At 37.8% G+C, this 20,749-nt stretch carries 18 protein-coding genes; 14 read left to right on the forward strand and 4 right to left on the reverse strand.

The genetic code is table 11. The annotated features are described in order from the left end of the window. Nucleotides 1-88 precede the first annotated feature (88 nt). The 4 genes from C4F49_RS11020 to C4F49_RS11035 all read left to right on the forward strand — a co-directional run bounded on the left by C4F49_RS11020 (nt 89) and on the right by C4F49_RS11035 (nt 2,542). On the forward strand, nt 89-628 hold the full coding sequence (locus C4F49_RS11020; protein WP_196935895.1) for a hypothetical protein: 540 nt from the start codon (nt 89-91) through the stop codon (nt 626-628). Between the two features lie 120 nt (nt 629-748). Then, entirely contained in the window at nt 749-1,219 is a 471-nt protein-coding gene (locus C4F49_RS11025; protein WP_196935896.1) for a hypothetical protein, read from the forward strand. Nucleotides 1,220-1,503: 284 nt separating this feature from the next. Further along, complete coding sequence (locus C4F49_RS11030; RefSeq protein ID WP_196935897.1) at nt 1,504-2,067, forward strand: hypothetical protein; 564 nt, start codon at nt 1,504-1,506, stop codon at nt 2,065-2,067. 184 nt (nt 2,068-2,251) lie between these two features. Then, a complete protein-coding gene (locus C4F49_RS11035) occupies nt 2,252-2,542 on the forward strand; it encodes a hypothetical protein (protein ID WP_196935898.1) in 291 nt (96 codons plus the stop codon). Nucleotides 2,543-3,190: 648 nt separating this feature from the next. On the opposite strand, the gene C4F49_RS11040 is transcribed toward C4F49_RS11035, so the two are convergent. Further along, on the reverse strand, nt 3,191-3,667 hold the full coding sequence (locus tag C4F49_RS11040) for a hypothetical protein (protein ID WP_196935899.1): 477 nt from the start codon (nt 3,665-3,667) through the stop codon (nt 3,191-3,193). A 214-nt stretch (nt 3,668-3,881) separates the two neighbouring features. Between C4F49_RS11040 and C4F49_RS11045 the strand changes: the two genes are divergently transcribed. From C4F49_RS11045 to C4F49_RS11070, 6 genes are all read left to right on the forward strand, one after another. After that, complete coding sequence (locus C4F49_RS11045; protein ID WP_196935900.1) at nt 3,882-4,106, forward strand: hypothetical protein; 225 nt, start codon at nt 3,882-3,884, stop codon at nt 4,104-4,106. Between the two features lie 2 nt (nt 4,107-4,108). Then, a complete protein-coding gene (locus tag C4F49_RS11050) occupies nt 4,109-5,317 on the forward strand; it encodes a GTP-binding protein (RefSeq protein ID WP_196935901.1) in 1,209 nt (402 codons plus the stop codon). Nucleotides 5,318-5,414: 97 nt separating this feature from the next. Continuing rightward, a complete protein-coding gene (locus C4F49_RS11055; protein WP_196935902.1) occupies nt 5,415-5,624 on the forward strand; it encodes a hypothetical protein in 210 nt (69 codons plus the stop codon). A gap of 2 nt (nt 5,625-5,626) precedes the next feature. Beyond that, nucleotides 5,627-6,103: an RNA polymerase sigma factor gene (locus C4F49_RS11060; RefSeq protein WP_196935903.1), complete on the forward strand. Its 477-nt coding sequence runs from the start codon at nt 5,627-5,629 to the stop codon at nt 6,101-6,103. 1 nt (nt 6,104) lies between these two features. Beyond that, nucleotides 6,105-6,704 carry a hypothetical protein gene (locus tag C4F49_RS11065; RefSeq protein WP_196935904.1) on the forward strand — a complete coding sequence of 200 codons (600 nt, stop codon included), beginning with the start codon at nt 6,105-6,107 and terminating at the stop codon, nt 6,702-6,704. Between the two features lie 198 nt (nt 6,705-6,902). Then, nucleotides 6,903-8,924 carry a BCCT family transporter gene (locus C4F49_RS11070; RefSeq protein ID WP_196935905.1) on the forward strand — a complete coding sequence of 674 codons (2,022 nt, stop codon included), beginning with the start codon at nt 6,903-6,905 and terminating at the stop codon, nt 8,922-8,924. 67 nt (nt 8,925-8,991) lie between these two features. Here C4F49_RS11070 and C4F49_RS11075 read toward each other — a convergent pair whose 3' ends face one another. Together C4F49_RS11075 and C4F49_RS11080 are read right to left on the reverse strand one after the other, a co-directional pair. Next, nucleotides 8,992-11,226, reverse strand: a complete 2,235-nt coding sequence (locus tag C4F49_RS11075) for a S9 family peptidase (protein WP_196935906.1) — start codon at nt 11,224-11,226, stop codon at nt 8,992-8,994. A 207-nt stretch (nt 11,227-11,433) separates the two neighbouring features. Further along, nucleotides 11,434-13,863 carry a TonB-dependent receptor gene (locus C4F49_RS11080; protein WP_196935907.1) on the reverse strand — a complete coding sequence of 810 codons (2,430 nt, stop codon included), beginning with the start codon at nt 13,861-13,863 and terminating at the stop codon, nt 11,434-11,436. A gap of 781 nt (nt 13,864-14,644) precedes the next feature. On the opposite strand from C4F49_RS11080, the gene C4F49_RS11085 reads away from it, so the two are divergent. The 4 genes from C4F49_RS11085 (at nt 14,645) to C4F49_RS11100 (ending at nt 17,456) form a co-directional block, all read left to right on the forward strand. Further along, nucleotides 14,645-14,794 carry a hypothetical protein gene (locus C4F49_RS11085; RefSeq protein ID WP_196935908.1) on the forward strand — a complete coding sequence of 50 codons (150 nt, stop codon included), beginning with the start codon at nt 14,645-14,647 and terminating at the stop codon, nt 14,792-14,794. A gap of 35 nt (nt 14,795-14,829) precedes the next feature. Beyond that, a complete protein-coding gene (locus tag C4F49_RS11090; RefSeq protein ID WP_196935909.1) occupies nt 14,830-16,683 on the forward strand; it encodes a hypothetical protein in 1,854 nt (617 codons plus the stop codon). A gap of 106 nt (nt 16,684-16,789) precedes the next feature. Next, nucleotides 16,790-16,975: a CsbD family protein gene (locus C4F49_RS11095; RefSeq protein ID WP_196935910.1), complete on the forward strand. Its 186-nt coding sequence runs from the start codon at nt 16,790-16,792 to the stop codon at nt 16,973-16,975. Nucleotides 16,976-17,132: 157 nt separating this feature from the next. After that, entirely contained in the window at nt 17,133-17,456 is a 324-nt protein-coding gene (locus tag C4F49_RS11100) for a hypothetical protein (RefSeq protein WP_196935911.1), read from the forward strand. A gap of 796 nt (nt 17,457-18,252) precedes the next feature. On the opposite strand, the gene C4F49_RS11105 is transcribed toward C4F49_RS11100, so the two are convergent. Then, nucleotides 18,253-20,625, reverse strand: coding sequence for a GH92 family glycosyl hydrolase (locus C4F49_RS11105; RefSeq protein WP_196935912.1), 2,373 nt, complete (start codon nt 20,623-20,625; stop codon nt 18,253-18,255). Nucleotides 20,626-20,749 lie beyond the last annotated feature (124 nt).

Genomic DNA, 20,749 nt, shown 5'->3' on the forward strand with positions numbered 1-20,749 from the left:
GCTGAACGGTTTCGATTGAGCCTTTGTGCTAAAAATCCCCGCCTTCGGCAATACCCGAAATGTTAGCTGTAAGCTTCAGAAAAACTAAATGAAACAAGAATTAGACAAAATATTTGAGTTAGAAGAACAAAAGAATTTTGATGAAGTTTATGAACTTTATCAAAATCTGTATTCAGAAAATAAATTTGAATACGAAGTTTGGAAAAATTTTTACTTTTTCTTGTGGACTGCAATTGAAGATGCTCCAAATGAATTTCAAGAAAAAATTGAAATTAGAAAATTAATGCAACAAATGTATGATGATGGCAAAAGTAAGTTTTCTGAAATAGCAGATTTTAATTTTATCGCTGGATATACAGTTTCAATATTTCCATATGAATATGGAGATTATGATGATTTAGAAAGAGAAGCTAACCAATTGCTGAAAAAAGTAACAGAACTTGAACCTGAAAACATAATATATAGGTTAGCATATTTTGGAAGCATTGAAAACGTTGACAAACAAATGTACAGAAAGTTAGAAATCGAAGCTTCACCAATAGTTTTGAAAATATTTAACGGAAAAGGAACGTTAAATAAATATGTTAAGCAAGCTCTAAATCGAATTGACAGGAAAGCCTATCGCTAACAAGGGTTTTGCTTCAGGCGGGCTGATGTGCAAACTGAGAGATGTGCGCTTCGATTGCCCCAGCATCGTTAAGCCCTGAAGTGTTGTGCAGAATTTCTAGAGCAATTAGAACAAAAAATTATGAGTTTTACAAAAATTATATTTACATCAATCTTTGTTTTTGGCATAGGCATTTTCCAGATAACAAATAATTCAAAGACAAAATCAGAATACGAAAAATCTAACGGTTCTATCGAATATCTTGGAAAAGAATTTGAAAATTTACCAAACAGACACAAAGGTGACTATAGATATTTAAAAATCACAACTTATCCATACCTTTTTGAAATTTACGAACCGAACAGCGAACCAACAGAAAAGAAGATTGACGATTTAAAACTCGGTGATGTTATCGAAATCTACTACTATGAAGTTCCGAAAACAAAAACGGAGGGAATTAATAGATTCGCCCAGTTTATCGACATGGAGGGTAAACCTTATTTCATTCGTAATGCATTTCAAAAGCAGTTAGGGTACGTGCTAATCGGACTTTGTGTGCTTTTGAACGTGTTTGGATTTATACTATTTAAAATTGGAAAAATCAATTGGTAAACTAAGCCTGTGCACGACCGAGGGGTCGATATAAAATATTTACCTTGACGCGAAAATAAACTACAGCGAACAGGGGCTTTGCAAAAGGCAAGCTGAAAGGCTAAATTGAAAGTTTGTAGTTAGTTATCCACCAAAAACGAATAAAATTCGTTTTTGTTTTGTAAGTTTAACTAATAAAAAAACGCTTTGGTTCGCCTCGGTGCAAAATCGAAACTTACCGCTTCGATTGTCCGCTACCTCGCCAATGCGCTTCCAATTACAGGCAACGGTAGGACGAGACAACAATGACATTGACGAAAGAACATTTATACTTTGAAAAATTCAGCCGACAATTGATTGGATTGACCATTTTGAAAGTTGAGTATTCTGAAATAGTATATGAGCCGACAGATCCAAAACCATATTACCCGACACAATTCACAAATCTCGACTCAGTTGACTTCTCAATTTTCTTATATACAGACAACGACAAGTTGGTTGAGTTTTATTGGGACGATAAATTTTTTCAATTTGGAATTGGCATTAAAATAAACGAGGAGACAGGCTTTTCTGGAAATATTAAATGGGACGTTTCAAGTAACGACCTTTGGAAGCAGTTTCTTGGGACGACTATTACAGACATATATATTAATTGGGAAACGGTTATGGCAAGCGAAGAAAGGTCTGGCAAGACAGAAAATTTTATTTATCCGCAGGACGTAAAAATTACTTTTTCAAACAACAAAAGTGTTTTTATCAGTGCGGCTGGTTTTTTAAATGAAGGTGACGAGGAAGTTTACGGAATGCTTGATAATTTAACGGTGACGGACAATGAAGAGCTAGCAAGACAAGTAAGAATGATAAACTAACCAATGACAAGAACGACAGCCTATAACAGCATATTTACAATAAGGGGATTTGTATTCATTATAACCATTAGTGGTAAAAAACCGTCTACGGAAAATCTGCTAAACGTTAGTGGTCAGGCTAAAAGGAGATGCATAAACGAGAAGAAATTTAATAATTATTGCAATTACTATCACTGTTTTAAACTTGCTTGGTTGTATAGGAAAGTCGAAAAAAGAGGATAGCAAACATCATAAAGATACGGTTGTGCAAGTTAGTCAATCATTAGAAACCTCAACAAGTAAATCAATGTATTTAAATCTGAATTTGGAAAAATTTAAAGAAAATTTGGGGGCAACGGCTGTTCCAATAGAACTAGAAAAATTGATCGATTTTCAAACCAATATTTCTGCTCCGGAATTTTATTCGCGGGGTTTTGCTGTGACTATAGATGACAAAGGAGAACCCAATCGTTGGAGTTACAAAAGAGGTTGCTAACGATGGCTACACAGGAGATTTTAATTTAGTCAAATTGAACGACAATATTTAATAGGATTTATCAATTCAGCATTATTAATAATATAGGTGTTGTAATCTGATAGTTTGGAGAAATGAAATTTTAGAGAATCTCAAATGAAGATTAAATGTCCAAAATGTTTACCAAAAGAGGGAGTTGAAATCCCGAATTTTACATTAAAACATAAGCAAGAAATAATTCAATTTTTGGATAATTCTCCAATGAATGCAATTAACTATATAAAAGCTGAGTTTTCAATAAATTCAACTGAAGCAAAATTTATTGTACAACATATAAATAAAATACAGAATAGATGTAATCGTTGCAACTTTAAACAATTAGATAACGAGTATGGCATTTGCCCAAAATGTAATTCTTTAAATATAAATTGGAAAAGATGAACTTTAAAACTTGTCGGAACCTGGAGAAGTCTATGGGTACGCTAGAATAAGGAAAGTGATTTAGTGTTATTAATAAGTACTATAAATCAATCAAAATTTCCAAGCCATAGAGTTAGAATAAGGTCATTAATTTTATTAAAAATCATTCGCGTCCACTAGTAGAAAAACAAAACTTGTGATGATGCAATAGTTTGTACTAGCACAAATACTTCTATCCGCATCTATCCCTTACTTTCCACCATACTTTTCTACTAGCTCTAATTTTTTTATTCGCGATTCGATCGCTCCTTCGTTTCGTTCTAAGATGGATGACAAATCTTTTATGCTCGTTCCGCTTGCATAAAGTTCTTCCAATTTTTCATCGGCCTCGGCAGTCCATGGCGTGTAAGCTTGTTTATACTTTTCTTTAAGCTTCGCCATCCGGTTCTCCTTAATTTCTTGATTTGGCTTGTTTTTTTTGCTGGGAGCTGGAGGTAAACCTTTTCTGATTTCTTTAAATTCAGCGAAGCATGCTAAAATAGATTTTTCAAAATTGTCCAGCATGTTATCGAAAATTACAAGATTGGACCTTTCAATTTCGCCAGCTCTTATCTGAGTTTCTGTAATCGATAAGTACGGACGGCCAAGCTCACTCAATTTAATCTTAAAGTAGTATTTAATATTTTTAATTGAGAATTTTTCAGTGTATAAAGCATTCTTTTTCATGACATTAGATGTGTATATAAATATAATAACAAAAAAAATTATTTTAAAAATATTTTTTAGGGTGAACTGAATTTTTCCGATTATTTTTTTTCTATTCGTAGTACTTCCACTATAACTCAATCAATGCAGTTTTATAAATAGATAAAATCTTTTATTGCAACTTTGTTGCTTTTGAATATTTTTGTCTTTACTTTTGAAAAAAACATAAAGTACAATGATTGTTATTCCAAAGAATTTTGAAGAATGGAAAATCTGCATTACCGATAAATGTAAAATTAAGTTGACAGCTGAATTTGCAGAGAACAGATTGGCTGTCTACAGCGATGAAAATATTCCTGAAACGCAGCGTTTTGTCAAGCTATACGGCATCGAACATTTGCAAAATATAAGGCGATGGCTGTCAACTATTCTTTCGGATAACATAACTATAGAAAATTGATAATGAATAAATTGGTAAAAAAGAAATTGCCGGTCACGGTATTGAGCGGATTTTTGGGAGCTGGTAAGACGACCTTACTAAATCATATTTTGCATAATAAAGAAAACCTAAAGGTGGCCGTTATTGTAAATGATATGAGCGAAGTAAACGTCGATGCGCAGACTGTTGAACGTGAGCAAGTCTTGTCGCGCACGGAGGAAAAGCTAGTGGAGATGAGCAATGGCTGTATTTGTTGCACGCTAAGGGGGGACTTAATGATCGAAGTAGAGCGGTTAGCAAGGGAAGATAGGTTTGACTACCTGTTGATTGAGAGTACAGGGATTTCCGAACCTGTTCCTGTTGCTCAGACCTTCAGTTATGTCGATCCGACTAACGATATTGATCTCTCCACATTTAGTTACATCGATACCATGGTGACCGTCGTCGATTGCTATAATTTTTTTACTGATTTTGGCAGTTCAGAAACATTGGCTGACCGAGCTCTTTCGGAGGATGAGTTGGACAACAGAGCCATCGTCAATTTGTTGACTGACCAGATTGAGTTTGCAAATGTCATTATCTTGAATAAAGTCGATTTGGTATCTGAAGAATCGCTAGGCATTCTGGAAGCTGCAATCAAAAAACTAAATCCAGGAGCAAAAACAATCCGATCTCAATTCGGTAAAGTGTTGCCGAGCGAAATTATCGGAACAGGGTTGTTTGATTTTGAGGAAGCGTCGTCATCTGCGGGCTGGATAAAAGAACTGGAAACTGAACATGTGGCTGAAACAGAAGAATATGGTATTTCGTCTTTCGTTTTCCGTTCTCAAAAACCTTTCCATCCGCAACGCTGGCATACATATTTGAATGAAAGTTATCCGCACAATATGATTCGTGCGAAAGGTCTTTTTTGGATGGCTTCCCGTCCAGATGCCGCAATCAGTTTCAGTCAAGCAGGCGGAAGTTTGCGACTAGAAAATGCGGGATCTTGGTGGTGCAGTATTCCCGAAAGCAATCGACACGAATATCCTGGTTATGGCGAAATGCAAAATGAACTTTTAAAACGCTGGCATACTGAATGGGAGGATCGAACAAACGAACTTGTGTTTATTGGACAGCACTTGGATAAGGAAACATGCAATGCGGAATTGGAGCAATGTTTATTGACGGATGAGGAAATTCATAAATGGCGCGAGACGATTTGGGAAGATAGATTTCCGAAAAATTTGTAATAATATCATATCGACGAATCTAAACGTAATTTTATTTCCCGTCCTTGTAATTTTTCGCAGTCTTTGCTTACTAACTGGAGAAATAAAGATTTTCAACATGAGCAAAACAGAAAAAAAGCAAATCAAAAACAGTATCTTGATGATCGCAGGGATGCTGTGTCTATTAATTGGGTTGAACACCGTTACTGAGCTTGTTAAATATCCTGCACTAATTGTATCGCTTGCATCATTTCTCTACATGATTTTTGGTTTTGTTATGGATGCAACACATCAGCTATCTTCTGCTAAAAAGGAAAACAGTAAGTAAGAATGACAGAGAAATCCTATCTCCGAAAAATTGAAGAGCATAAAGGCATTATCCTTAAAGTGGTCAACTTGTATGCAGATGATTTGGAAGACAGAAAAGATTTGTATCAAGAGATTGTCCTGCAGAGTTGGACGGCCTATCCGCGGTTTGAAGGGAGCTCGAAGTTTTCTACTTGGCTGTACAGGATTAGCTTGAACGTCTCGCTTACCTTTCTAAACAAACGGAAAAAGGTCGAAAAAATAAAAGAAAGCTCCAATACAGAAATTTCCGTTGAACCTCAAGAGTTATCGGAGAGAGCTGATTTTCTTTACCGAGCTATCAAGCAATTAGCAGAAATTGACCGAAGTATAATTATGCTTCATCTCGATGGATTTGACAATACAGAAATCAGTGAAATAATCGGTATTTCCAAAGGAAATGCAACTGTAAAACTGCATCGCATCAAACAACAATTAACAACTATTCTAAATGGAAAATAAAATGGATTTACTAAAGGAATGGCAAAATATGTCAGCAGAAATGCTAACCACAGCACAAAGTGAAGAAGTCTCAAAATTTACACTTGATGTCCAGTCGAAAGATATTTTACAAGATCTGCTTTATAAGCTAAAATGGAAGTTTAGATGGATACGGATTATCGATCTTCCTATTCTGGTTGCAGCCGTATTTTCTGAAACAGATTTGAAGATACTCCTGCTCGCTATTTTTGCAGGCTACGAACTATTTTATTGGCTAGGCAAAAAAGAGTTTAATAAAATTAAAACCAGCGTTGATTATACCTCGAATACAAAAAATGTTTTAGAAAACAACCTGCACGCAATTTCTAAGATACTTTACTTAGAGAATGTTTGGGGCTACATCACTGCTCCGCTAGCAGCGCCAATTGGTTTTCTGTGCTACAAACTATACGTACATAAAAGTTTTGAAACCGTATTCGAACTTCCGAATATCTATTTGCACCTCTGTCTTTTGGTTCCTTTTGGTCTGCTCGTCATCGTGCTTGGAAACTTGAGGAACAGAAGCATCTTTAAAAAGCAGATAGAAAACCTGAACGAAAAAATCAAAGAACTATCGCACTAAAATAAATTTCACAAGGTATTTCATTCTATTTTAAAAAGCCTAGTTTTTGTTCTGAAACATCAAATTAGGCTTTGCTTATTAAAGCTGACCTGGTTCATTTCGAATAATTTATTCGTTGTTTCAGTTAGTTGACATCGAGTAATCGTACCTTTATCGACTTGGCAATTTCAAGAAGGAAATCTAATCAACCGATAGCAGATGGAAAAGAGAGATAGAAAGAAAATAAACATGACTTTTGATAAAGGAGTCGTTGTACCCAGTTTAATCTTTATTATTGGTGTTTGTATTTTTGCCGTTATTTTCCCAACTGCAATTAATAATTTTTTAAATCAGGTAAAAGATGTAGTCTTCGTCAATCTGAATTGGGTATATGTTTGGTGCGTGACCATTTTCGTCATCTTCTTGGTTTTCTTGATGTTTAGCCGATACGGCAAAATTAGACTTGGAAATAATGACAGCAAACCCGAACATTCTTTTTTCTCCTGGATAGCGATGCTTTTTGCTGCGGGAATGGGGATCGGTTTAATGTATTTCAGCGTAGCTGAACCGATGCAACATTATACTTCGGAAGCGTTTGCAAATAATAACTCCATCAACCGAGCGAAGAACGCACAGCTGTACACCTTTTTTCATTGGGGCATTCATGCTTGGGCTATTTATGGTTTGGTTGGCTTGACGCTTGCTTATTTTTCCTACCGGTACCGATTGCCTCTATCACTAAGAAGCTGTCTTTATCCATTGCTTAAAAATAAGATCAATGGTAAATGGGGAAGTCTAATCGATGTGTTTGCGCTTTGCAGTACATTTTTCGGAATCACGACAACCTTAGGTTTTGGCGTTGTACAGATCAATTCAGGACTTGTTAAATTAAATATTCTTCCAGAATCATCTTTTATTTACCAGGTAATCATTGTGCTGATTTTGGTTAGCTGTTCGGTGATTTCGGCTACATCTGGGGTTAATAAGGGCATTAAACTATTGAGCAACATCAATATTTTAGCCGCTGTTGCGTTAATGTTGTTCGTCCTGTTTTTAGGGCCGACTGGCTATTTGATCGGAAGTTTCACCAATGGCCTTGGAAACTATGTCAATAGCTTTTTCGACCTCACCTTCAATACGCATGTGTATGAAGAAGAAACCCTTCCATGGTTTTACAATTGGACGATTTTGTATTGGGCATGGTGGATATCTTGGTCGCCTTTTGTTGGTATTTTTATGGCGCGTATTTCAAAAGGCAGAACAATCAAGGAATTTATAGCTGCCGTTTTAATACTTCCCACGGCCTTCAATTTTATTTGGATGTCTGTATTTGGAAATAGTGCGATATGGATTGATTTGAATGAAACTGGAGGTGCGTTGAGCGATATGGTTTCCGATCCGGATTCGCTGCTTTTCCAATTCTTCGAATACTTGCCACTGACGGGATTGTTGAGCTACTTATCGATTAGCATCATTATGATCTTTTTTGTCACTTCGGCGGATTCTGGAATCATGGTGATGAATAGCATTTCTTCACAAAACGCAGCCAATCCTCCGAAATGGCAAATGGTTTTTTGGGGAACGTTGCTTGCTGTTTTAGCGTTAATGTTACTGAATGCAGGCGGTTTGCAGGCCTTGCAGACAATGACTTTATTGACCGCCCTTCCATTTGCTGTGATTATGTTGCTGTTCGCAATTTCGCTTATGAAGGCGCTGGTGATCGACCAAGATTATTACGAACGAGGCATGTCTGTATCGACCATACCTTGGTCAGGAGAGTTTTGGAAACAGCGGTTAAAGCAGATTGTCTCCTTTAAAGATAGGGATGCGGTGGATAAATTTATTATGGAAGACGTGCAGCAAGCTTTTAATGAATTAAAAGAGGAATTCGAAAACAATGGGATTTCTGTAAAAGTCAATAGGTATCAAAATCCTGTTAAGCTTGTGTTTGAAATTAAGCATGATATCGTAAATGACTTTACCTACGGAGTGAAAAGCCAAAAGCATGTGGTGTCCGAATTTTTGGTTGATGATGATAACTTACCTGAGATGCCGACTAAGAATTCCTATTATCCAAAAAGCTTTTTTGGTGATTCTCGGGAAGGCTACGATGTGCAATACTTTACCAAGAATGAATTGATTAGCGATGTGCTGAAACATTACGAACGTTTTGTGAAAATTGTTGCAGAAGAATCCAACGAAATGTTTATCAGTGCTCACTCAAATGAGATTAAAGATTGATGGAAAACAGAACGACCTATAAGTTATATAGGTCGTTAGATTAAATTTATTTTCTCTTAGAGCATTATTAATATTGGTTCCATGCTGGAGGATCAACTCCCAAAAGATTTTTTACAAAGAAATCTCTGCGTTTCTTTTCGCCGTAATCACCACCTGAAGAATGCCCCATTCCCGGAACCATTATAAATTCATGATCCTTGCCTTGTTTGATCAACTGATTGACCAATTGATAGGTGGATGCAGGATCGACATTATCATCCATTTCCCCGACAATCAACATTAATTTGCCTTCCAGACGATGTGCATTATCAACGTTTGAACATGCCGAATACTGAGGCCCGATTGGCCATCCCATCCATTGCTCATTCCACCAAATTTTATCCATGCGGTTGTCATGGCATCCACAAGAGGAAACGGCAACTTTATAAAATTCAGGATGGAATAATACCGCCCCGGTAGAAGATTGGCCTCCGGCTGATGTTCCATAAATACCAACATGCTCAAGATCCATGTAGGGATATTTTTTTGCTGCGGCATTCATCCATGCGATGCGATCCGGGAATCCTGCATCTTTTAAATTCTTCCAAGCAACATCATGGAATGCCTTTGATCGATTCGAAGTTCCCATTCCATCAATCTGAACAACAATAAATCCAAGTTCAGCCAACTCATACATTCCCGAAGGATTTGCGTAAAAAGATTTCGGAACAAATGAACTGTGCGGTCCAGCATAGATGTATTCGATTACAGGATATTTTTTAGCAGGATCAAAGTTTTTGGGACGGATAATAATTCCCCAGATATCGGTTTGACCATCACGACCAACTGAACTGAAAATCTCCGGAGCTTTCCATCCGGTTGCTTCTAGCTCTGTAATATCAGCTTTTTCTAGTTGCATCAGCAATTTTCCTTCCGCATTGCGCAGAACAGCTTCTGGCGCTTGGTCTGTCCGAGAAAACACATCAACAAACATCGAATGATTTTTATTAAAACTTGCTTGATGATTAGCCCATTCTGGCGTTAATTCTTGCCTATTTTTTCCGTCGAATCCGATGCTGTAATACCGGATCAAGTAGGGGTCTTCGGATTTCGTAGTTCCGCTCGCTTCGAAAATTATTTTTCTATCTTCTTCATTTACATGAACTACTCGACGAACGACCCAATCTCCTTTGGTAATTTGATTTTTTAAATTTCCTGTTTTTGAATCAAAAAGATAGAGGTGGTTCCAACCATCACGTTCCGAAGTCCAGATGGTTTCCGATGTCTTCTCTACATCATGTCGATATTTTTTTAGGTAATAGTCGATGAACGTAGGGCTTGTCTCGACAATAATTGGCTTTGTTTTTCCGTCAATCGCCGACAATTCCATCACAGCATAATATTGATGGCCTCTCTGGTTATATTCAAATGTGATCCCGCTATTGTCTGGGCGCCATGTCGTATGGATTAATGCGTATTGGTTATAAACTTGTGTTGGGTCGACAGCAACTGTTTTTCCGCTCTCGATATCGATAATGGTTGGGTAATGCTGTGGCAATGCATCTCCCGGTTTTACATAATCTCTAGTATGTGTTTTGGGTTGAAGCTGATCGGTCGGTGAAGATTCTATTAAAGTCAATTGCCTGACTTCCGCTTTGCGAATTTTTGACACTGCAATTTTTTTAGAATCATTTGACCAATGAATCTGCGCTGCATAATATTCTCCCGCAGTGCCATCAAATGTTAATTGCTTTTCGCTTTTATCATCCCCTTTTTTACTGAAATATACGTTGCTGTTCTTAATGTATGCCGTATGTAGCTTATCCGGAGAATCGACTGGATTTCCTCTGCTATCATCCCATCGTGTTCCCCAATAATTAGTGTTTTCTGTGTTCTTGTTGATTGTGTCGGCTAATTTTGTGAGCGTATTTGCTTTTAGGTTCCAATTCCATTTTGCATCTTGTTCCTCGAATTCAATCTCATTGGCGTTCAATACTTTCATGGCTTTTCCCCATGAATTTTCTAGCACCAAGGGCTTGGATAACAAAAGCGACATTTGTCTCGCTATTTCTTCCGCATGCACAACGGCCTTTCTTGTTGTGGCCGCATCGATCACATACAGCTCGTTTTTGTTGTCTTTTAGCTTTACACGGTAAGAAAAACTTTGGCCATCTTCAGACCATACAATCTGTTGAGGAACTTTATACACTTTCTGAGAAATAGTGGCCGTTTCTTTTGCGCGTTTGTAATCTTCCAACGTCCCTTGCGCCCGAACCGAAAACTGGAGTAGAGTCAGAAGAGCGATAGTAAATAATAATTTCATAGTTATGCTGATTGGGGTATTGTTTTTTTGTTCAGACGACTTTAAGAATCCATTTTTTTAGATTTCAAGTTGAAGACTTAAATATAGAAATAACATAAAGAAATAGCCTACGTTATTTTGGATGTTTTATTTGATTTAATTTGTTAGTAGAAAAAAGAAGGAGCAAGTACACCAATACATTGGTTTTCTTCTTAATCTTACCACTGCTTAATTTATCCTTCGGCTTTCATTTTCCAAGGCTGACTTCGATGTACGTTGCGCTTTTGTGACGCCACTGCTAAATCGGTAACTGAAGCTAAACCGAACTTGTCTTGATTCGAAATAGCCATAGCTCGATGAAGTAAAACCCGGAAAATTCTGCGTATACCTACTTTGATTTCCTTTATAAATATCGCTTACGGCTAGCCTAAGTGTTGCTTTGTCTTTGAAAATCGTTTTTTGCAAAGCTACATCCACTTGGCTAACGGGTTGGCTTATCGTGTTTGCGCCGCTCAAGCGTTTTGAGTTGTACATGGAAGTGATTTCTGCTTTAAATTGATAAGGCAAGTGAAATGATTGAACCAAACTTACACGTCCAGCTACTTGGCGTAAATTTAAATTTCTGTATTGGTCAAATGATACATCATTATGAATATAATAAAGTAGGCCGTTGAAGGTGATATCCCACCAAGGCTTTGGAGCAAAGTTTTGTGTCAAAGCTAAAGACAAGTGCTTTTGCGTTCCTAGATTTTTGCTGATAATCACAATTTTTTCTGTGTCGAGCGTATCTGTTATTTTTGCCGTGAATTGATCTGTATACGCATAATTCAGGGTGATTATAGTCGAGCTTTTTAGCGAATAAAGCATAGTTAAGCGATGCGTCAAAGACGGACTTAAGAATGGGTTTCCCTGCCAGAATGAAAGTTCATCTAACATGTAAATAAATGGGTTTAGATCTTGGTATGCAGGTCGTTCGATCCGCTTTGAGTAGCTGATAGAAAAGTTTTGATGCTCGTTTAGCCGTCTCGTTGCCGAAAGAAATGGAAATAAGTTGGTAAAACGTCTTGTTATTTTATCGCTCATTCCTTCCACACCATTCAGGTCAATTAGGGAACCCTGCGAATTCGAATGTTCTAGTCGGAGACCACCTTGCAGAGACCATTTCCCAAGAGACCTTTTGTAATCAATATATGCGCTGCTGGTATGTTCATCAAAATGAAAATTATTCGAACGCCGATTGTCTAAGCTGTCGATATCCTGATGAACATGATAAAACTGAGAACTGTTCTTTGAACCAACATGCGTGTATTTTAAACCTGTTTCCAATTTTCCTTTCCATAGATTCAATGCATAATCTAACTTAATGCCCTTCATGTCAATATCTATATCGTTAAGTGTACGATTATAGTTTTGTTGAATGATAATATCAGTATTGTCTCTATAAATATTGGATTGCAAGTTCTTGTTCCACTTGTCAAAGAGGGCATAATCTGCATCGATAGTAAAACTACGTCCAAGGGAATCTTCAAATTTATAGTTTAAATTAAAATTATAGCGCGCAGTGCTTTGTCCATAGTAATCGTTAGTAGCGTCAAGTGATTCTTCAATCGAGGTCGATGGGAGAGCGCTGATTTCGGTGTGTGTGTCGGTTATTCCTCCTCCAAAAATGAAATTGCTGCTCGCCAGAAAACTGATGGTGTTTTTGTCATTCAGGTAATAATCCATCCCTACTTGCGCATTCATTTTTTGTCTTTTATCGACGTCATCTGTATGGCTGTCATAAGATTTGCCGTTTTGCTGACGATTAGTTCCATAAATGTAATTGTAGTTTCCGAGCGTATGGCTGTAATTTCCAAAGACGTTTATGCTGTTGACTCTGTAGTTTAGTGCGATGTTCTGAAGCTGTTTTGGGCTTATTCCGTATGCGACAGTACTGCTTACATTGCCATTTAACCCCGTGGTTAGCTGTTTCTTTGTGACTATGTTGATAATGCCTGCTGAGCCACTTGCATCATGTTTGGCGGACGGACTATTAATGATTTCGATTGACTTTAAATTGTTTGATGGCAATGATTTTAAAAGATCGATAAGTTCTTTTCCAGAAAGAAAAATCTGGCGTCCGTCCAACAACACTTGGACACCGCCTTTTCCATTAAGTGAAATATTGCTTTCATTTTCAACATATACTCCTGGGGCACCCTTTAGTGCTTCTAATACAGAAACATCTTTTGCAGATATGCTGTTTTCAACTGAATATACAATGATCCCGTCTTTGACCTCGAAGTTTTTTTTCTTGCCTTCCACTCGAACACTTTCCAAAAGATTTTCGTTAACTGCAATTTTCAATATCCCCAAATCAATATTTGAAAACTCGAACATCGAAGACCGTAATGTTTCGTGTCCTATATGACTAACTTGTACAAAATACTTTCCTGGTTTTGAAAATTTCATGCTAAACTTTCCCTCGCTGTCTGAAGTCGCGCTTGATACCAACATTTGATCAAAGGAATAAAGTTGGATAGTTGCAGAAGCTACTGGTTGCATTTCGTGGTCAACGACCTTTCCAAGAATCAACTTTTCAATGTTTTGCGCTGAAGCGTAGCTACAGCAAATCATCAAGTAAATCAATGTTATTAATACAGCAATTTTCTTTGCCATATTTTGCCGTTTTGCATTGCATTGAGTTGAACTGTTTCTGAAAGTAATCAATTGGGTTAATGGTTATTTAATTTTAGGAACTAGGTTATTGTGCTTGATAATAAAATACTTACTTCGATTATTATTTGCCGTAATAATAAGTATTATAAATCAAAGTGCGCAACAAAATGCAAGGTTTTCTAAAAAAACAGATGCAATTCTAAAGCTTATAAATCTTATTGATGTAGCCGTGAAGTAATGGACTTGTTTTTATTTGCTATTAGTTAAAAGAAAATGAATCTTGGCAATGTTTGTTACAAAGTCGAATTTTATTTAAATGGAAAAATTCAAAAATTACAATGTGGGTATAAATACTTGTTTGCATCGGCATTCACTATGCTGGAAAGTTTGGCTAAAGTCCAAAAAGCAAAATGTAAACACGTATAAATACGGTTTTGACTTTTTCTATGTATTTTGAATAAAACCGAGTGAAATGTTATTTTATTGCATTAGGAGTGGGTAATTGACATCCGCCAATTGGCGTTTTTTATTGATTTTTTTATGTTTAAAAAAAAATGTTGCTTAACGACAAGAATCAACCGACATCTATTAAGTTCTACCGGCACTTTTTTTTACTAGCATTTGTAGTTTCCCGACTTCATCTCCAGATGACATTGGAAGAGTATGCAAAGCTTTAACAAATAGTTAATTACTCTATTTCTGACAATAGAAGTAAAAACGAAAAACATATACTTATAAATACATGGAAATCAAAGGGAGAAGCAGGTATATAGCACCTCGAATGGCTATACATCTAGTTGAGTCAGAAGAAGGTATTGCGGCCGGATCGGCTAAAGTCAAAACAGGTTGGTCTACGAATGGCGAACAAAATCAACCCAAAGAAAAGGAATGGGAAGCGGGTTGGAATAACAGCAAAGACTTTGACCTATAACAACCTCTACTCACATGAAAAACAAATCTAATACTATGAAACTATTTATTTCTATAATCGGTTTATTCTTCTCAATATTCCTACTCTCGTGTTCGTCAAAAGATGAAAAACAAGATGAAATTTCAAATGGCAATACCCGAATAAAAATTAAGTCGATCAATGTTGCGGAAGAAGCTGCCGTTAGTGAGCTGAATCCTATACAAGATGATGACGAGGATGGTTTGTCAAAACTTGGGTCTTCGCGCAAATCTTCGATTAACGCTCAAGCAGGCGTGTTATTGACCGACGGGTCTTCAGATTTACAAGGCAGATCCGAAGAATCCTTTGGAGAGATGGTCGCATCGACCGACTTTGATGCGCTTGTCAGTGTGGCAATCCCAATAGTGGATAGCGTGAAAAGGAGTCACTATCTTGCGTCAGCTAAAGAAGCTGTTGCATCAAAAAGGATCGTCAATAAACTTGCCGCGGATGTGCCTATAAATTCATCGATTAAATTCCGCTTGATCATTTATAACGAAAATAGAACACAGCAGCTTTTCAATAAAGTTTTATCTAGAAACGAAGAGCCGGATATAGCACTTGATATCGGAACTTTTCATTGGTTTGCGATTTCTACCCAAGAAACTGGAACCGCGCCAGACGTGAATAGTTCGGGTGTAATTAATAGAGATGATTTAGCGAATAAAGATTTTATGTTTGACAGCGGTTCGATTTCTACGGTTGAAGGAGATAACTTCTTGGAAATTATATTTTTAAGACAAATGGCTGCTGTAGACGTAAGTCTAAACACAAGAGGACTTTTTGGCCCAATGCAAGGCACGAGCTCGATATCAATTGGTAGCGGAACCGGAGCTACAGCATTTACCAGCATCATACGAACGGGCAACTTTAATATTTTTAATGGCGTTTTTTCTGATTTCTCAACCGTCAATACCAGTGTTTTAGCGAGTGCAATGTCAGTGGTAGATACGAGATGGGGTAATGCAGAGAAATTAGCAACGTTCTATACTGCTGCAAATGCTGTTGCCGTAACTATCCCTGTAAATAATTTACGTTTGAGGTTAAACAGCCTAAGCATTACGTTGGATGATAATAGTACCCGTACATTTGCCGCAAACGCATTATTGTCAATACCTCATACTACGGCATTGTCTTTAACCAAGGGAACTCGATCGAGAGCAAATGTTAGATTGATTGAGTCTGGTATTCGAGTTGGAAATTACAACTGGGCTCGGACTAACCTCATATTTGATGCTTCCAAAAATTACGGCTCAACAACTGTACCGTATGCATATACCATGAACGAAACCGATGCCTACCGTTTACGTCCAAATAATAATTATACCAGCCCTTCGGATAATGAGTATTGGTTTCATGGCGTTCCTTGGCCCACATCTACGGAATACCGAACAGTAGATGCGTGCAGACGGATCTTCCCTTCTGGTACTTGGCGATTGCCAAATGTTCCAAGTGCAGATAATCCTACAGATACGGATCATCACTTTAATGCCTTAATAAATAACCTTGTCCGAACTCCTGCAAAAAATCAGATTGGCACGACCACTGCTTATAGGTATAGCATCAGTTGGACTAGATCAACATCTCAAGCGCAAAATACTGCGTATCCTGATGCAAACTTTGTGCTGCCAGTTTATGGATATCGTACCTCAGCTGGCGTAGTAACTCAAAATCCGGCACTAGTAAGCTCATCAGGACAAATGCATTATTGGAGTAATTCATGGTTTACTGAGCAGGGGAGTACGTACCTTCACGGGCTGAGCCTTAGAGGTACGGTGACTAATGGAACGACATCTAACACCTTATCCATGTCAAGTAATCCGGCCTCAAATAGATTGCCGATCAGATGTGTAAGAAGAGTTGTGAATTAGGTAGTTATCAGCATTCTAGTTTTATCTTAACGTTTTTTAACAATCTTATCTAAACATTTTGAAGCCTGATGCGTTGTACTATCAAACAAACGAAAGGAAAAATAATATGAGTGAATTAACATGGAAAGGTCGTTGGAACGAATTGAAAGGAAAAGTTAAACAACAATATGCAGACCTTACGGATGACGACTTACTATACGCAGAGGGAAAAGAAGACGAGTTGGTAGGTAGGTTGCAAAAGAAAACTGGTAAGACTAAAGATGAAGTGAATAGCTGGTTGAACGATTTGTAGAAGTAAATCTTTTACCGGTTTTTCATCCGAAGAGAAAAGGAGTACGCGATAAGCTTATTCCTTTTCTTTTTTTTAGATAAAATGGCTGTTTGAATTTGTTCTTGTTTTTCAAACAAAATAATTGTCCAAGTGTATTATTAGGTATAAAATCGATGCTATGAATTTTGATATCATTACTTTAGAAAACCTGGATAAATCGGAAAGCTTGCCAAAGATCGTGAGCGACCAGTTCGAAGAAACTTATTTCGTGAAATTTGGCGAAGAACATGTGGGTGTGGGTTTGTATCTTCAGGACTCGGAAAATTGTGTTTTGGCGATAGTCGGCAACAGCGAGGATGAGTATAAAACTTTAGGCTCATATGGAACTAGCGACGAACATTCGAAATTGATGATACATGGTCTGAAAATTGCCTTTGAAGCCTACCTGCGATCGTTCAAAGGAGATTCAGCCATTGGGAAGATGGAGATAGATAAGGACTAAAGGCAGCATTCGCAGAAAGAACTCTTGCATTCATGCTTAGAATTAGCCGATGCTTTAAAAGATTAGGCTGTTTGTAGATAAGATATGTAGGGATAGCACAAGGAACGACCTACTGCTAAGCAAGAGTTTCCCAATTCTAAAATAGATCAAGCTAGGTCTTAAAAAGAACTCGGTTTTTCTTTGTTAGAATGACCTAATTCTAACAAAAAAAAGTTGTGTAACAAAGTTCGATTAGAGCCATTCAAGGCAGTTTCGCCAAAAAACAACAGATATTTTCATAAATCTAAAAAAGCAATTATCATATTATTAAAAATAAGGGTCAGTCGAAAGGGTAAATTTTTGTTAAATTTTAAATATTTATTTTGTTGTAATAACAAGAAATCGTATATAAAAAAGTTGGGTAGGAATGTTTAAAATACGACGCGTTTTAGGATAGTTGGAGAGGCAATCCTGAATCTCTACTAAAAGAGGATTTGCAATTCGTTGCAAAATTCGGAGTTGCTAATCCTGTTTATCCTAGTTCGATAAACACTTTCGGAAGCGATAGAACAGCGGGACGATACCTGGCAGCAAGGTGCGTTAAGGATTGAAGTGGAAATCCTGACCCTTTAGGGTAACGCCCAAATCCTTCTGAAAGAAATCATTGTTTTCATCAGAGATGGACGTTTCCATTTGCCTTGCCGATTAATGGTATACCTGCTAAGCCCATACGCTGATCTGCGAATTGTCTGTTTTTTTAAAGAATAATTAGATGCCAGTTTCCTTCGTACAATCAGTTTTCGTCAACTTCAGTATGCTATTGAAGCAAATCAAGATTCGGATTTTCCCCCATTTTGATTTTCAGCACGCCTCCGTTAACAACATCTTGAAAAGGAATGGAAACCGAATGCTGTGTTTTCCCATTCTTAGACAAGGATTGAACGTACATATTTTCCGAAGAATTGTTCTCTACCTCAATAACAAATGTTTTTCCTTTATAATATATATTGCTTAATTTGATTTCGATGCGATCAAATAGTGGACTTCCGATTTGCAATTCTGGATCGATTTGAGTCAAGCCTTTCACGTCGAACAATCCGATTCCGGCCATCACGTACCATGCTCCTAGCTGACCTTGATCTTCATCTTGGCCGTATCCATACCCATGGACACCTTCGACTCCATAAAATTCATTGCAAATCGTGCGAACCCATTTTTGGGTCAGGTATGGTTTTCCCGAGAAATTGAATAGCCAAGACACATGCAGATTGGGCTGATTCCCATGGTTGTAAAGCGCATGCACGCCAGCGAATGCATCTACGGTTTTGCCTCCTCCAAAGGTGTTTTTTTGTGAAAGCACAAATATGCTGTCCAAACGATCGTTGAAGATTTGTCTTCCAACTTTTTTCACCAATTTATTGGGCTCATGTGGTACATAAAACGTATACTGAATCGCATTGCCTTCTTGAAAACCTTCCCAAGCAGCCAAGGGGTCAAATTTTTTCAAGAACGCTCCATCCAAAGTTCGTGGCCGTATAAGCTGACTGTCGGGATCAAATAGGTTTTCCCAATTTGACGCTAATTTCGAAAGCTTGCGGTGATCCTGGTCTTTGTTCAGGTGCTTTGCAAATTGGGCAACGGCAAAGCTGCTAAACGAATATTCCATCGTATGGGAGGCGCCAAATACAGATCCTTCATCTTGTTTGGTGATAAAATAGTCGTCGCTAGGGATGTATGGACAATAACCGCGGTTTACAAAAGCTTCGACATCCAATTTGCCAGCTCCTGCAGGACGATTTTTTCCTTCGATTTCGTTCTTAAGTGCAGCTTCGTAACCCAGGTGGTAATCAAAATCTCGTATTCCGCAATTGTATGCGGCGGCAATAGCTAGGCTGGTGAAATTAGTACCCACCCCAGAAACATATTTGCTATTTGCAACACCATCGCCCAGCCATCCTGTTTCCTTATAGACTAACAATTGGCTTTGCACCCAATCGGAATAATATTCCGGATAGGCAATTGCCCATAGCTGAGTCAAATTCCAGAAAGCTCCCCAGATCGCATCCGTGTTGTAATAATGATGTTTTGGCTGTTGCTTGCTGTTGAGTGGAATGTGTCCGATTGATCCATCGTTTTTTGGATAAGCTCCATTGCGGTCGTTCGCTAAGCCGCGGCCAAGAAGCGCATGATACAGTCCTGTATAAAACTTCACTCGATCCTCATGTCGCCCACCTTCGGCTCGAATACGTCCTAGCATCTCGTTCCATGTAAGCAAAGCTTTTTCTTTTGTTTTATCGAAATTTTGAGTGGCAGCTTCAGCCTCATAATTTAGTTTTGCATTAGCGATGGATGTATAAGATTGACCTATTTTAATTGTTATTTTTTCGTTCTTGGATGTTTTATATTTTACAGCCAAGCATGCGCCGACTCCTCTTATCTCTTTCTGATGGCTGATGGATTCGCCTCTTAAAAAGGTTTTAACATCGTTCGATGGCTTACTAAGCTTAGCATAGAAAAACATCTTTACAGAAGCTTCTGGCTGATATTTTTTTACGTATTCGGGTTTTGTAATCACGAAGCCCTCAACTGTCGTTTCATCGACCATTCGAATGTAGGCATCTTCGACAGCGCCGCTTTCGCCCAATTTATTTCCGATGTCAAATAAGATATAGGACTCGTCGGATTGCGGAAATGAATAGCGCTGGTAGCCGACGCGGTCAGTCGCAGTAAGTTCAACTTTGGTGTTGTATTTGTCCAAAAGCACCGAATAGAAACCTGAAGTTGCATATTCATTTTCCTTTTTAAAAGATGATCGATACCCGTCTTCGGGATGTTCGAGCGATCCCGGGCGAGTATGCAGTTCGCCAACAATTGGCATAAGCATAATACCTCCGATTTGGAACTCATGAAAACAAGGGAATCCTTCGATCGAGGTATGATTGTCTTCATAGCCGACCGCCTCCCAGCCATTGGCGTTGCCGTAAGAACCATTCGTTGAAGGTCCTAATTTAGCCATTCCAAAAGGAACCGCAGCGGGGGTGTAGAAAAACCAACGGCTATGTACCGAACCGATATTAGGATTCACATAGTCAGATAGTCGTTTTGCTTTTGGATTCTCCTTCGCGATAAGGCTAGAGAAAAGGAGAAGAAAGATTGGAAGAATTAGTAGCGATGCGTTAATTTTTTTCATGCGAATTCCATTAATTTTATGAATGCTTTACTCAAGTTTTGCTGCGGCAATTGCTTACTTCAGCTTTTGATTTATTGAGCTATGTGTGTTTTTAAATTTTCTATATACGTTTTACCGAAGGCTT

Origin of the sequence: Sphingobacterium hungaricum (assembly GCF_015210005.1) — a bacterium.
Classification (GTDB): Bacteria; Bacteroidota; Bacteroidia; order Sphingobacteriales; family Sphingobacteriaceae; genus Sphingobacterium; species Sphingobacterium hungaricum.